This is a genomic window from Luteimonas sp. TWI596 (genome assembly GCF_039674105.1).
Lineage (GTDB): Bacteria > Pseudomonadota > Gammaproteobacteria > Xanthomonadales > Xanthomonadaceae > Luteimonas.
In genome coordinates, this window is record NZ_JBDJMU010000002.1 from 1 (window position 1) to 14316 (window position 14316).

The 14316-nt window shown below is 66.7% G+C and carries 10 protein-coding genes and 1 CRISPR repeat array; all 10 genes read right to left on the reverse strand.

Annotation, left to right across the window (positions count from 1 at the left end; all coding sequences use genetic code 11):
• Nucleotides 1-69: 69 nt before the first annotated feature.
• Nucleotides 70-1611: direct repeats of the CRISPR family, unit length 31 nt; unit sequence GTTGCAATCCACGCGCCCGTGAGGGCGCGAC.
• A 176-nt stretch (nucleotides 1612-1787) separates the two neighbouring features.
• On the reverse strand, nucleotides 1788-2078 hold the full coding sequence (gene cas2 / locus ABE487_RS01335) for a CRISPR-associated endonuclease Cas2 (RefSeq protein ID WP_346441873.1): 291 nt from the start codon (nucleotides 2076-2078) through the stop codon (nucleotides 1788-1790).
• 15 nt (nucleotides 2079-2093) lie between these two features.
• Nucleotides 2094-3128, reverse strand: a complete 1035-nt coding sequence (cas1c, locus tag ABE487_RS01340) for a type I-C CRISPR-associated endonuclease Cas1c (protein WP_346450643.1) — start codon at nucleotides 3126-3128, stop codon at nucleotides 2094-2096.
• 3 nt (nucleotides 3129-3131) lie between these two features.
• The gene (gene cas4 / locus ABE487_RS01345; RefSeq protein WP_346441871.1) at nucleotides 3132-3767 is read right to left on the reverse strand and encodes a CRISPR-associated protein Cas4; all 636 of its coding nucleotides are present in this window, start codon (nucleotides 3765-3767) and stop codon (nucleotides 3132-3134) included.
• Between the two features lie 22 nt (nucleotides 3768-3789).
• Complete coding sequence (gene cas7c, locus ABE487_RS01350) at nucleotides 3790-4656, reverse strand: type I-C CRISPR-associated protein Cas7/Csd2 (protein ID WP_346441870.1); 867 nt, start codon at nucleotides 4654-4656, stop codon at nucleotides 3790-3792.
• On the reverse strand, nucleotides 4653-6488 hold the full coding sequence (cas8c, locus tag ABE487_RS01355) for a type I-C CRISPR-associated protein Cas8c/Csd1 (RefSeq protein ID WP_346450645.1): 1836 nt from the start codon (nucleotides 6486-6488) through the stop codon (nucleotides 4653-4655). Before cas8c ends, cas7c begins: the two co-directional genes overlap by 4 nt.
• Nucleotides 6485-7159 carry a type I-C CRISPR-associated protein Cas5c gene (gene cas5c / locus ABE487_RS01360; protein WP_346441868.1) on the reverse strand — a complete coding sequence of 225 codons (675 nt, stop codon included), beginning with the start codon at nucleotides 7157-7159 and terminating at the stop codon, nucleotides 6485-6487. The genes cas8c and cas5c overlap by 4 nt, the downstream gene beginning before the upstream one ends.
• Before the next feature lie 68 nt (nucleotides 7160-7227).
• Nucleotides 7228-7707: a hypothetical protein gene (locus ABE487_RS01365; protein ID WP_346441867.1), complete on the reverse strand. Its 480-nt coding sequence runs from the start codon at nucleotides 7705-7707 to the stop codon at nucleotides 7228-7230.
• Entirely contained in the window at nucleotides 7704-7934 is a 231-nt protein-coding gene (locus ABE487_RS01370) for a DUF4160 domain-containing protein (RefSeq protein WP_346441866.1), read from the reverse strand. The genes ABE487_RS01365 and ABE487_RS01370 overlap by 4 nt, the downstream gene beginning before the upstream one ends.
• A 48-nt stretch (nucleotides 7935-7982) precedes the next feature.
• Nucleotides 7983-10268, reverse strand: coding sequence for a CRISPR-associated endonuclease Cas3'' (locus ABE487_RS01375; RefSeq protein ID WP_346441885.1), 2286 nt, complete (start codon nucleotides 10266-10268; stop codon nucleotides 7983-7985).
• Between the two features lie 99 nt (nucleotides 10269-10367).
• Nucleotides 10368-14315 (reverse strand): translocation/assembly module TamB domain-containing protein, encoded by a 3948-nt coding sequence (locus ABE487_RS01380; RefSeq protein WP_346441865.1) that lies wholly within the window; start codon nucleotides 14313-14315, stop codon nucleotides 10368-10370.
• Nucleotide 14316: the final 1 nt, after the last annotated feature.

The following is a 14316-nucleotide window of genomic DNA, read 5'->3' on the forward strand; positions in this document are numbered from 1 at the left end:
CCGGGCGCCCCCCCCCGCCCCCGTGTCGCCCGCCCCGGGCCCCCCCCGCACCCCCAAACTCTACCCGCGTTTCAAAACCCCGCGCCGGTGCGGCCGCGACTCGACGATCATCAGCGAGTCGGCGACGTTGACAGCGTTGCAATCCACGCGCCCGTGAGGGCGCGACCCGCTGTACACCGACGCGGACCCGATCAACGGCGGCGTTGCAATCCACGCGCCCGGGAGGGCGCGACCGGCGCATCTCTTGGAACACCGCGGTGTTCAGGCTGTTGCAATCCACGCGCCCGTGAGGGCGCGACGCGTCCCTTTGCATGCCGGCGGCGACCTTGACCGTTGCAATCCACGCGCCCGTGAGGGCGCGACGATCAGGCCATGCCCGAAGTGCCGGTGATTCAGGTTGCAATCCACGCGCCCGTGAGGGCGCGACCGCCGCATTGACCGCATTATCTGCCGTAACCGCATGTTGCAATCCACGCGCCCGTGAGGGCGCGACCTGCAACAGCCGAAAGACACCCCACGGGACATCAGTTGCAATCCACGCGCCCGTGAGGGCGCGACATCTCGCTCACGTAGTCATTGACCAGGTGCATGCGGTTGCAATCCACGCGCCCGTGAGGGCGCGACCCCCTTCTGCGCCACGTCCTCGCCGAACAGCAGCGCTTGTTGCAATCCACGCGCCCGTGAGGGCGCGACGGCTCAAGTCCATAGATAGCGTCGCTGCGAACATGTTGCAATCCACGCGCCCGTGAGGGCGCGACCGTCGAGGCGGCGGCGGTTGGGTTAACGGCTGGAAGTTGCAATCCACGCGCCCGTGAGGGCGCGACCTTTTCCAGCGTCGCGCCGTTCGGCAGATACAGGTTGCAATCCACGCGCCCGTGAGGGCGCGACCTGGCCGCCAGCGGCGACAATCGTCGCGATGTCCGTTGCAATCCACGCGCCCGTGAGGGCGCGACCTTTCAGCCCGTATACGTGCCGTTCCTCGCATGTGTTGCAATCCACGCGCCCGTGAGGGCGCGACGTCCGCGCCGTTTTCCGACGCGTCGATGGACACGCTGTTGCAATCCACGCGCCCGTGAGGGCGCGACCGCCAGCCCTGAAGTGGAAACAGCGGTAACCGTAAAGTTGCAATCCACGCGCCCGTGAGGGCGCGACCTTCGCCGGCTGGTGGGTCTCGGCGCGATCCTGGGGTTGCAATCCACGCGCCCGTGAGGGCGCGACGCGACTACCAGAACGACATGATCACGCGGACGCGGTTGCAATCCACGCGCCCGTGAGGGCGCGACCTACTACTGCTCAAGGATTCTCAGTATCGATTATGCGTTGCAATCCACGCGCCCGTGAGGGCGCGACCTGGACTCGATATGGATGTTCTGCCCGCTGCTGCTGTTGCAATCCACGCGCCCGTGAGGGCGCGACCGCATTCCACCCGCTGTTTCGCGCACGTCATCAGTTGCAATCCACGCGCCCGTGAGGGCGCGACGCCTTTACCGGCGCTGCGATGCTCACGCCCAGCGCGTTGCAATCCACGCGCCCGTGAGGGCGCGACCGCGCGGTAGCGTGCAGCTGACGAGCCAGAAGCGGTTGCAATCCACGCGCCCGTGAGGGCGCGACCGCCCCAAGCGTAAGTGTTGGTCGCAATTGGGCCAAACATGGGGATTCCGCGAACCATGACGATCTGGCAAGGGCTATGTGAGACCAGATTGCGTTCGGAGATTGGATTTCCGAAAAATCAATGGGTTGGAGCGGCGCGAACCGGCCGGGGCTTAGTCGGTCGCTTGGGGTTCGCGTCAGAACACCAGCGGTCCCTTGAGGTCGAGCGCAGGCTTGGCGCCGACATGCTCGACACGGCCTTCCCATTTAGCGCCCAACTGATAGAAGCGAAGGCTATCGAGCGCAGGATCGATGAGGTCGCACAAGCGTTGACGCAACTGGACCCATTGGCTCGGTTCGACCTCGATCTCGAATACCGAGTACTGGACGCGCTGTCCCAAGTCGCGGCAAGCCTTGGCCACCCGGCGAAGGCGCTTCTCGCCACCAGGCGAGCTTGTGCTGACATCGTAGCTGACGAGGACCATCATCTTGGGATCTCCGGGTCACTTCCACAGGAAAGGCGGGTAGCCATCGAGGTCGCCGCGGAGGTGACGGGCCAGCAGTTGCGATTGAAGATAAGGCAGCAGACCGATGTCCACCTTTTCCCCGAGATAGAGGTGCTGCAGTTGTTCGCGCTTGCGTTCCTGGTAGGCCACGAGCACTGTTTTTCGGGCATCGTCCTTGAGCTGTACCGCTCCGTTGTCGAATACGACAAATTCACGCTCGTTGAGCTGGCGGCGGTTGATCATCGACAGGGCCAGGCGCTCGCCCAGCAGCGGGCGGAATTCTTCGGCCAGATCCAGTGCGAGGCTTGGGCGACCTGGCCGATCCCGATGCAGGAAGCCGACGGCGGGGTCCAGCCCGACGGTCTCCAACGCGGAGCGGCAGTCGTGTGTGAGCAAGGTGTACAAGAAGGACAGCAGCGCATTGAATGCATCTCGAGGCGGCCGGCGGTTGCGGCCGCCGAAGCGCAGCAGCGGCGATTCGATGCGGATCAACTGATCGAATACACCGAAGTAGGCTTGTGCTGCTTCACCCTCCAGGCCACGCAGCACATCAACGTCGCGCTCGAGCAGCACACGTTGGGGAATGCGTTTGAGCCGCTTGAGCGCATGCTGAAAGGCGATGCTGTCCGAAAGCCCTTGGCCGTGGTCGCGCCAGCCGCGTGCCAAGACGGCACGCTGGTTGTGGATCTTTCCCGCCAGCAGGTTGCGGACAATGTTGGCGCAGCGTGCCGGATCGTCGCTGTCGCGATACTGCGTGCGGCGCAGCAGGACGTTGCCGGAGACGGGGCCTTCGACGCGGGCAAGAAAGCGACCTTGCGGGGTGAGATAACAGATGCTGATGCCCTGCTCGGAACAGTAGCCCAGAAGCTGGGGTGATACGGCGACACGACCGATGCAGACCAGGCTCTCCAGCATGTGCACGGGTAAGCGGACGCGTTCCTGGCGCTCGACTTCCATGACGATATTGGCGCCGTCCTTGCGCAGCCAGGCGCCATCAGTGCTCACGTACAGGGTGTTGAGCTGGCGTCGCACGGTTCAGTCGTCCTGGTCGGGTTGTAGTTGCCGCTGCAGCCAGGCTTCGACATTGCGTCGGCCGAGCAGGCGCGGCTGGCACAGGTCGATCAGCGAGCAGAGGTCGCAGCGGCGGGGTTCGTAACGGGCGTGCGGCGTCTGGCCGGCGGCGAACATCTCCCGCGTGGCGGCGATAGTGTGTCGGGTGAGGTCGCGCAATTGCTCGTCGAACATCACATCCTTGCGCCGGCGGGTCTGTCCATAGAACAAGGCGCCGGATCCCACTGGTGTGCCGAGCATTGCTTCCAGGCACAGCGCCTGTGCGCACAACTGGACCTCGTCAGCACGATGCGACTTGGGGCGCCCACGCTTGTACTCCACAGGGAACGGACGTTCAGTACCGTTTGCCCGGTGGAACTCGACCACGTCGGCCTTCCCGGTCAGGCCTAGCTCCAGCGCCAGTAACGGCATCGCAGTGACAGTCCGGACGCCCCGCCGACGTTCGGCCTGCGGAGCGTCGGCGCGCTGGTGCAGCAGTCGGCCTTCGGCGGTGTGCCGGCTCTCGGCCCACTGCTGTTCCAGGTGGATCAGCGCACATTGGCGCGGGCAGTACAGATAGTGCTGGAGAGCCGAGAGCGGGATCAGGTCGTAGTCGTCCATGAAGTCAGACCTCGGTCGAACATCAGAACCGCTCGTCGAGCGTCACGCCTGTGGGCAATTCTCGATCGATCTCGACGCGGTAGTCGGAGAACGCGCGCGCCGGCGTATCGGACACGCCATCCACGCGCGTCACCTTCACCTTGTCGAACAGGATGTGCGCAGGCGCGTTACCCATTGGATGTTCGTGCTTGAACACGAGCAGCTTGCGTGCGGCCATTTCTCCGCGCGCGGCAGAGCGGTCATGTTCGAACAGGTTGGTCAGCGCGCGCCAGAGCAGCTCCAGGTCGTCGGCAGAAAAGCCGGTACGCTCGGCCAGCTTGGCGGAGACGAAGCCGTGCACGCGGTACAGCCCATAAGGCAGAATGTGTTTGCGGCCCATCGTGCGTTCCTTCTCGAGGTCCCGCTCATTCGTCACAGCCACGCGGGTGATCGAGACTTCCAGTGGCAGTACAGGGTCGATCGAACTGGCGAAGGCGATCTGAACGGGCCCGCGAACCTGGCCGCTGTTGACCTCTGTGGTCATCACCGCGCCAAAGGTCCGTACGTCGAAGAAGTTGGCGCACATCCATGCGGTCAGTTCGCGCGCCTTTGCTTCGTCCTTGGGCAGCTTCTTGGCCTCATGCTGGATGCCGAGTGCCTCGTAAGCCTGCTTGTGCTGGTTGTTAAGGACCGATTTTTCTTGCATGTAGATCGCATGGCCGGGCTCGCCTTCCTTCTCCAGCGAGACGTAGTTGCGGATCTTGCGCTTGAGCGCCACATCGGTGACCAGGCCGCGATTGGTTTCCGGGTCCAGGCGTGGCAGGTTGCCAGCGTCGGGATCCCCATTGGGGTTGCCGTTGGTCACGTCGAACAGGTAGACGAACTCGTAGCGGTGGGCAATCGCGCTCATGCGGTTTCTCCTTCGGATTCAATCTTGGTGGCGTCCTGGCCTTCGTTGCGGGCGAATCGTGCCTGGGTCTGGTGGTAGTAGCCGATGGCAAAGCGGCCCTGCGCCTCGATCAGCAGGCTGCGAGGGAAGCGGGTGCCGAGCAGGTCGACGATCTGACCGATCTCCTTTTCTAAGTTCACGGCCAGTCCGGCCTTCTCCCTGCGCAGCTTGCCGAGATGATTCTGGGCGTTGCGCAGCAGCATAGGGAACACGCTGGCGGGCGTGGCCGAGGCCGCGCCGTAGTAGCGGTCGCGAATGGTGGCGTTGAGCTGGCCGCCGAGCGCGGCGCGCTGTACGTTCTCCAACGTGGAGAACAGTCGCCCAAGCAGATAGCCGGGGTCGGTGTTGCCGGGTTCGAGACTCACGGGTGGTGCCCCCTTGTCGGTTGACGATCCTTGTTGTGCGCCCAGCCGCGCGTCGCGCGCCAGGACGGCCTTGCACAATGCAACGCGCAGCGGCGTGATCTGTCCGTCCGCGCGGAATCGCATGACAACCGTGCCGAGCACGCTGCGTGGATAGCGCGCGCCGGTGAAGATGGCGCGGGTCAATTCCCCCGCCAGCAACGGCGGGATGTCATCGGTTTTGGGCCGTCCCTTGTCGCCGTGGATCGGTGCGGTCTGGAGGGCGAGATACTGTGGTGTCGGTGGACGATTCCAGGCGCGCGGCTGCAGCGCGAGATCGTCGTGGTGATCGGCCAGGCGCTCGACGAAATTCGCGAGCGACTCGGTTTCCCAGAATCGGATCGACAGGCGTGAGGCGTTCGGTGCAAGGCCGAGCACGAAGACGCGGGTGGCGTCGTCGAGGTCAATGCCGAGTTCACGCAGCGGCCGCGCTTGTCGAATCTGTTCCAAGATGGCCTGCAGCCTTTGATTGGCCTGACCCTCCTGGAGTTCGTCGGCACCTGCGTCATTGGTGCCGAGGAAAGCAGCCAAGAGGTCTTCGGCGCGGGCGCTCTGTGCGTGGCTCTCGGCCCGTGCCCAGAACACGACGGTGGTGTCACCGATCTGCTTGCGGTGGCGCGAGCCACGGCGCAACAGATGATTGAGTGCGGTGGTATAGGCAAAGGCTGCCTGTTCGGATACAGGGGCGTTCTCGCCCTGGATCTTTCTGTACGAAGTGAAGGCGTCCAGATTGAAAGAAACGATGGACGCGCCGGAACTTTGCGCGCCACTCACGCCCTTGATGGCCGGATGCAGACGCGCCAGCGCTGCGTGCTCGCCAGTGACCAGACACATGCCGCGCGTACCGCCGCCAGCTTGGCTTTGCAATCGCTCACAGGCAGCGCGTGCGGCGCTGCGCTGATGCAAGTAGCGCTGTTCGCCGTCGAAACGGAAGACGATATTCGTATCCAGCATTGCCTCGCCGTGGCGTGCGAAATGTGGATCGTCTGCGAACTGCGCCGGTGTCCATCGGTCGAGGAACATCAGCAGCGCGCATAGGGCAGGATCGTCGCTATCGCCCAGTGTCTGGCGGTGCAGGGCCTTGAAGGCCTCGTGTTCCTCCGCGCTGCGCCTGCTGGTCGCGCTGACGCCGAGCGCGTAGCTGGTCTTGTCCCACAGGAAGTTTGACTTCACCGCCACCGTGCGCTTCTGCGGCTGGGGCACATCCAAGGGCCTGGAAACACGTCTCGCGCCGCCGTTGTCGTGTTCGTCGTGTACGTCCACGACACTGCCGTCGGTCGCCAGGACGATCGTGTAGCCGATCTTCTCCTGGCTGTAGCCGGGCGTTGCGATGCCGGAGTCCGGGTCCTCCAGGAGGCGCTGGTAATAGTCGGCGAGGGCGGACAGGATCATGCGTGCACTTCCCCATCGCCTGGCTGCGGCACCTCGACGCGGCCGTCGATCATGCGCGCGCGGAAGAATCGGGGGGTCATGCCGTCGGCGAAGTCGATGTCGTGCAGCATCCAGCCCAGGTCGCGTTCGCCAAGTATTGATGGATCGAGTGGGGGCAGCAGGTAATCCCCCTCGACCAGCGCGAAGTGGGCGGAAAATTCGCGCGTCCCCAGGCATGGCGCCTGGAAACATTGCCCCCGCCGCGCGCGCCTGTTGAAGATGTCCAGATGCTTGCCGACGTTGTCGTCAGGTCCAGCCTTGTCCGTCAATTCGAAGTGCGCGGCAATGACGTAGTGCACATCACGCAGTACTGTGGCCGCGCGTTGCTGTCGATCTTCTTCGACGTAGTGGACCAGCCCGTCGGTACGGCCCGCTTTCATGGCCTTGCCGACGCTGGCTGCCGAAAGCTTGCTCCCGACCTCGTTCCGCCGGATCGACTCGAAACGGATCGGCTTGAGGACCTGGATGCTATCCACCACCCAGCGGATCGCCGGCTTCCAGTGGATCGCCTCGAGGATGCCGCGCGCTGCCGATGGCGTGATGACGTCGTAAGACACCCGCTCGACTTTCATTTCCGGGCGCGTGAACAACGCCCGCTCACCCCAGACGTGGAGCTTCACCCCGTAACTCATCCCTGTTTCCCCTGTCGCGGCTCGGCGCCGCTTTCGATACTACGAATGCCGATCTCGCAAGTTGAGACTCACGCGGCTTGACCATAATCGAAGGCGTGGCGCATGTCGTTGGCGCGCATGGTTTCCCAGCCCAGCATGGCCAATCCGACCGTCCGCGGGATCGGTTTGGCGCCGCTGCGGTAATAGGCCAGCATCCGGCGACTGATATCCAATGCGTGTGCGGCGGCCTCCAGGGTCAGGCCGTGATGCGACATCCAGGCCAGCAGTTGCTGGTGAGAGAAGCCACCAGCTTGCTCGATGGCCAGTGCGCGCAGGTTGTCGCTGGCCAAGCCGAGGTCTTCGTCGCCCGCGAACACGATGCCGCGCTGCCACTCGTCGAGGGCGGCCTGGGCAAAGACGGCGGGATCGGCCACGGGCGCGAGCGCAGGGTGGCGGGCAATGACGTCGCCCAGTTCCACATCGAAGCGCTGCCCGTCGGCGAAGGCAAGCGCAAGGCGGGAGGGGCCGGTGACGTCCAAGCGCGTGATGAAAAACTGCGACTGATTCATGGATTGAGCTCTTGCCACTTGGCGATGAGGGCGTTCGTACGGGTCTGGGCCCAGGCCAGGGCGTCCGCGAGTTCTTTACGCCGGATCGCACCCGACAAAACCCGCAGCGTGCGGATCTCGACAAGCGCCTCGCGTCCATCGTGCGTGCGTACGTGGAAATGTGGTGGCGCGTGATCTGCTGCGTACATCGTGATGGTGCAGCGCTGGAGGCGGACGAGAACAGGCATATGATAATAGTGCAATAGTTGCACTTATTGATGAATGCGGGGCAGCAGTCAGATGACGAGTCCAAGTGCATCAAGGAATTGCGGTTGCTCCCAGTGCAGACCGAATCGCGCGTCGTACAGCCGAGGATTGACCAAGCGCACGAACTGATCGCCATACCGGTCGGGGGCCACCGCCGCGATGGCGTGGGACGCCCACAGCGCCTGGTACGCCTGCTCAGGCACCTGCACCAGCCAAGACTGGAGCTTGCGGGCGATTCCGGTAACGCCGACATCTCCGGCATGTTCCAGCTGGCGCAATGTCTCGGCTACATCGGGTGCCTCGTCATGCTGGCCGGCGATGTAAGGCACGATGACCGGACGCATCGTGGTGCGGATCACCTTGAACCTGCGTGCGAGGGTCTCCATGGGCAGGCTGTCGATGGTGCAGTCGCGGAGCAGCGCCAGCAGGTCCTCCCGGTCGAGTCGGCCGTCGCCCAGCCGCCAGTACAGTTCACGGAAGTAGGCGGTGACCGCGTCGATCGCCAGCAGATCGTTGCGATGGGCACGCTCGACGCTGCGGAAGACCTCCGCGAACAGCTTGAGTTCCTTTGGCGGCGCCCAGTCCGGGTTGCTTGGATCGAACACCAGGACCTCGCTGGCGTCGATGTCCCATTCCTTGTTGCGGTTACAGCGGCCCGCAGCCTGCGCGATCGCGTCCAGGCCGGCTTCGGCGCGAAGGACGGTCGGGAAGGAGACATCGACGCCCGCCTCGATCAGGCTGGTCGAGACCAGCCGGCATGGTTGCCCGTCCGACAGCAGGCTGCGCACGTCGGCGAGCACGGCACTGCGGTGCCGGGCGTGCATCAGCGTGGTCAGATGACGCGCCCCGGGATGCTCACCAATGGCTTCGAACAGATGCCGCGCGTGGCGGCGGTTGTTCACGATGCACAGCACCTGTTCTCGTCGATGCAGATGATCGGCGAGGGCGTCATCGTCCAGAACGCCGGCGTGGCGCACGCGCACTCGACGCAGGCGTTCGTACAGTGCGGGCGGGTCGGGCGCGAGTTCACGTACGGCCTCCAGCCCGTCCTTGAAGCCGTGGGACCGCGTCAATGCAGGCTGGGTGGCGGTGCACAGCACTGGGCTGACCCGGTAGTTGCGCGCCAGTTCGTCCAGCAGCGCCACGCACGGGCGCAATGATTCCAGCGGCAGGGTCTGGGCTTCGTCTAGGATCACTACGCTGCCCGCGATGTTGTGCAGCTTGCGGCAGCGCGCAGGGCGATCGGCGAACAGGCTCTCGAAGAACTGCACGGCAGTGGTGACGACGATCGGGGCGTCCCAGTTTTCCATCGCAAGGCGACGCTTGGCGATCGACTGCGGTGCCTTGCCCGGGTCGTCGAAGAACGCGCCGTGATGCTCCAGCACGACGTCGTCGTCGCCGAGCTCGCCGAGCGCATGACGAAACACCCGCGCAGTCTGCTCGATGATGCTGGTGAACGGGATCACGTAGATCACCCGGCGCAGCCCGTGGGCGATGGCGTGGTCCAGCGCGAACGCCAGCGAGGCCAGCGTCTTGCCGCCGCCGGTGGGGACGGTCAGCGAGAACTGGCCTGGATCGAGCCCGGCCTTGGTGCGGACGTCGTGCAGAATGCGGGCGCGTATCGGATTGATACCGCCTTCTGTCGGAAACTTGGCGAGGTGGGCATCCAGGCGTTCCCGCAGTTGGTGCAGCGACGGCTTGTGGCCGGTCTCGGCCTCGCGCAAGGGACGGGCCTTGATGCGGCGGTAGAAATCGTCCGTATCGACGAAGTCTGCATCGACCAGGCACGAGAAGAGCATCCTGGCGAGCAGGGACAATTGGAAAATCCGGCGCTTCGGATCGGGGTGCGGGACGAATCCATCGGGAAGCGGCAAGGTGGCCGGCAGTTGGACCTCCTGATCCCAGTCTGGCAGCAGCGGTGGCAATGAGTACGCATCGGAAAGCCGCTCATGCAGCGAAGTGCGCGACTGATCCTCCTGCCCCGGTCGACCATTCGCGAGTCCGGCATGATGCCCGGCGATGCCGTAGGCCATCAGCGAGCCCAGGTTGCCGTAGCGTTGTCGAGCGATGCGTGCGCCCCAAGTGGCATGGTCGACGCGCGCCGGATCGCCACTCAGACGAGCCTGGAACGCATTGGTGTACTTACCCAGATCGTGCAACTGACCGGCGGCGCGAGCCAATGGCCGGGCGTTGAATGCGGCGGCGTACTCGCCCGCACGTGCGCCGACCGCCTCCAAGTGCGCATCCAGAGCCTGCCAATCAGAGCGATCGACAGACTCTGTGGAATGCGCGTAGAAACGCCGCGAACGCGTCATGTCCTGCTCCCACTGCCGGATTTCCGGCTTCGATCCATCTTGCATCCCCGCGTCGCAAGGATCGAGATCGACGTGCCGGAGAGAGAGCCTCCGCCGCGCTTACCGCTCGTGCCGCCAGTTCACCGAGCCGCGGTTCTCCAGCGTGCTCGACTCGATCTCGACATCGAAGCCGCGGCTGAGCAGGTACTTGAGCGTCAGCACCTGGCCGGTGCCCAGCAGCGACACGCCGAAGCCGACATACAGCCGCGGCGAGAGCTGCTTGCCCACGCCCAGCACGCTGCCGCCGAGCGCACGGGACTGGCTGATGCCGGCACTGTCGAGCCCGATCTTGCTGCCGAGCTGGCCTGCGATCAGGTCGCCGCCGGCATTGAGCGCAGCGGCGGCGGCATCGAGTTGCTGGCCCTCGGCGCTGGTCAGGCTGGAAGCCGAGCGGCCCAGCACCAGGTAGGACAGTGCCTGGGAATCGTCGCTGGACGGGTCGGTCCAGACGTTGACCTGGGGCGAGGAGGCCCGGCCGCTGACGTCGATGCCGGCGGTGATGTCCTCGGCGTCGATGCGGCGTTCGGCGCGCACATCGAGCACCGGGTCGGCCACCGGGCTGTTGTTGAAGACCAGATTGCCGCGGGTCACCTTCAGTTCCTGGCCGTAGGCCTTGTAGCGGCCGTCGACCGACAGGCGACCGTTGCCGGTCATCTCGCGCCCCGGCACCGCGCGCACGCGCAGTTCGCCGCGCATGCGGCCATCGAATCCGAAGCCGCGCAGGCCGACGTTCTCGCCCACGCCCACCGTCAGGTCGAGTGCCAGCGACGAGGCGGTCCCGCTGTCGTCGGGATCGATGGGGTCGAGCACGACCACGTCGGGCGAGGCCGACACGCCCTCGCTCAGGCGCTCGAGATCGAGCAGCGCGACATCGACGAACACCTTGCCGGTGACATTGAGCGGTTGCTGCGCCGCATAGCGCACGGTGATGTCGGGCGAGGCGATGATGTGCATGTCGCTCGTGTCGGCCGCGAGCACGTCGGTGCCGCGCAGGTTGAGCTCCAGCGGCGTCGCCTCGCCGCGCCAGTCCAGCCGGCCGTCGATGTCGAGCGTGCCCTTGCCCGAACGCACGTTGCCACTGATGCGGGCGGTGCCGTCGGGCAGCGCGTCGAGCCCGACGTTGCCGTCTTCGAGCGCGATCGCCAGCGAGGGAATCTCGGTTGTGAAGTCGCTCAGCCTCGCCTGCCCGCCGATCGTCGGCTGCGCGCGGGTGCCGCCCAGCTGGATGTCGGCGGTCAGGCGGCCTTTGGGCTCGACGATGTCGGGCGAGAACAGCTCGACGAACGTCAGGTCCTCGATATGGGCGACCAGCGAACCGGACAGCGGCGAATACGCATCCCAGCCGTTGGTGACCTGCGCCTGGATGCGGCCGACCTCGTTGAGCGTGGTCGTCAGGCGCGCGCTGAGCCGGTTGGCGTCGAACTCGGCATCGAGCGCGAGATCGTCGTAGGTGATGACGTCGTTGCGTGCGCGCTCGGACGTGCGCACGCCGCCGCTGGCCGAACGCACGCTGGCGCTGCCGGCAAAGCCGTTGCCGACCGGGCGCGCGCGACCTTCGAGCGCGATCTCGCCGCGCAGTACGAACGCCTGCCCGCCGTCCTGCTCGGGCAGATAGGGCGTCGCGAGCGCCAGTGGCAGGCGGTCGCCGCGTACGCTGACGCCCTGGCGCGGCCAGTCCGCACTGGCGCACAGCGAGCCGCCGCCGCTGGAGGCAAAGCAACTTTCCGACAGCGTGATGCGCGTCCCGGCCTGGGCGAACCGCGCGGGCGCCTGCAGCGCCCAGCTCGCGCCTGTCGTCGGCGCCAGGCGCAGCGTGGCCAGCGTGCCCTGCCAGCCGCCGCTGCGCTGGGTCGCCTCGCCCGACAGCGACAGCGTGCCGATCTCACCGCGCGCGTCGGCCTGCAACTGCAGCGCGGTGATCGCGCCGCGTGCCGACACCTGGACCGCGTCCAAGGCGACACCGGCCTGCACGCCGCTGGCCGAGACTTCCAGCGTGCCGGCATCGCTGCGCCACGGCAGGCGGCCGTCGATCCGTGCGCTGGCTGCGGCGTAGTCGCCGAAACGCAGCGCAGTGCCGGTGAGGTCGGCCGCGATGTCGGGCGCGGTGCGTGCGCCGGTGGCCCGCAGCGTGCCGCGCAGCGTGCCCCCGCCCTGGGGCAGGAAATCGGCCAGTTGCAACGGCGCCAGTTCGGCGTCGATGTCCAGGGTGTCGGCGACCTTGGCGCGCGCATCCACGCGGCTGCCACCCAGCGTCAGCGCGACCTCGCCCTCGAAATCGCTGCGTCCGGCCTCGCCCGCGTCGCTGGCCGGCCCGTGCATCGCGAACGTCGCACGGCCGTCCAGCCGCCGGCCGCGCAGCGTGCCGCCGAGCTGGTCGGCCTCGACGGCCACGTCCAGGCCGCCGTCGTCGCGGGTGTTGCCGGTCGTGGCGAACCGGCCGTCGACTGCGCCCTTCCAGTCGCGGGCGAAATAGCCCGGATCGAAGCCGGCCAGGGTCGCGGCGATCTCCCATTGCAAGGCCGGCGCCCAGGCCACGTCGCCGGTCGCATCGAGCGTGCCGGTCGGCATCTCGACGTGCGCGGTGTGCAGGCGCATGCGCTCCGAGTCGCCGCGGCCGTCGAAATCGACGCGTGCGCGCAGGCCATCGCGTTCGATCCCCGCCTTGCCGATCGCCGCCCACGCCGCGGTGCTGCCGGCGATGCCCAGATCGGCATCGGCGAGGATCGGCGGCGCAGGGTCGGCGCTGTCGGGGTCGGCGCCGAACTGCAGGCCGCGCGCGTTGACCGCGAAGCGGAACCGCACATCGCCGGGCTCGGCGACATCGGCGTGGCCGCGCAGCGTCACTCGGCCGTCGAAGGCGTCGACCACCAGCCGTTCGACGTCCAGGCGCTGGTCCTCGAGCCGGAGCTTGGAGGGCTGCAGCACCACCGCCAGCGGCGCGGCATCCGGTTCGCCGATCGTGACCTTGCCTTGCAGCGTGGCTGCACCGCCGGTGCCGTCGGCGCGCAGGTCGAAGGCCAGCGGCGTGCCCGGCTCGCCATTGCCGAGCAGCAGCGACGGATCGAGCCGCGTGGTGTCGGCGCGCAGCGCCCAGCCCGGATCGTCGCGACCGCGCAGCGTGATCAGCGCGCGCAGCGGCGCCGGCGCGTGGCCGATCGCCGCGATGTCCAGATGCGCCAGATCGCCGCGCGCGACCAGGCCGATGCGCGGCCGCGTGCGTCCGGGCGGTGCCGGCATCAGCGCGCTGGCGGTCAGGTCCATCCGGTAGTCGTCGTCCGGTGAGTACACCCCGTCTGCGGTGAACCGGCCGCGGTCGCTGTCGACGACGATCCCGGTCAGCCGCAGCTCACCCTGTTGCGCATCGAGTCCGCCGCGCAGCGTGCGGATATCGATCATCGGCTCGCCCATGCGCGTGACCCGGAAGCCGTCGACGCGGATCGTGTCGGCCTGCAGCGACAGCGGCAGGTCGATGCGCGGCAGCGAATCGGGCCAGCGCGGCAGCTCGAACGGCGTGTCGACCGGCGCCGGCAGTTCCAGCACCGCCTGGTCGACATCGAGCACATCCAGGCGCAGGCGCCGGCCGACCAGCGGCATCAGCGCCGGGTCGATGGTCACGCGTGCGGCGGTGAAGGTCAGCACCCTCGGCTCCTCGCACTGCCCGTAGGGCACCGGCTTTTCCTCGACGTCCGGACAGCTGCGCTGCACGTAGCGCACGTCGTACATCGTCAGTGGTCCCGACGCGGGGCCCTCGGCCGCGCGCCAGGTCAGCTCGGTGCCGGCCGGCAGACGAGCGGCGATCTGATTGAGCAGGAAGTCGCGGCCGCCGAACGTGGTCAACAGCCACCACACCAGGCCGACGACCAGCACCGCCAGCACGGCGACGCCGATCGCGCTGCGGATCGCCAGCTTGCGTCTGCGCGCGCGTCTGCGCTGGCGCAGTTCGGCGATGCGCGCCTCGCGCGCTTCGGGGGTCAGGTCGTCGGGCAGGCGGTCGCGCCGGAAAGCCATT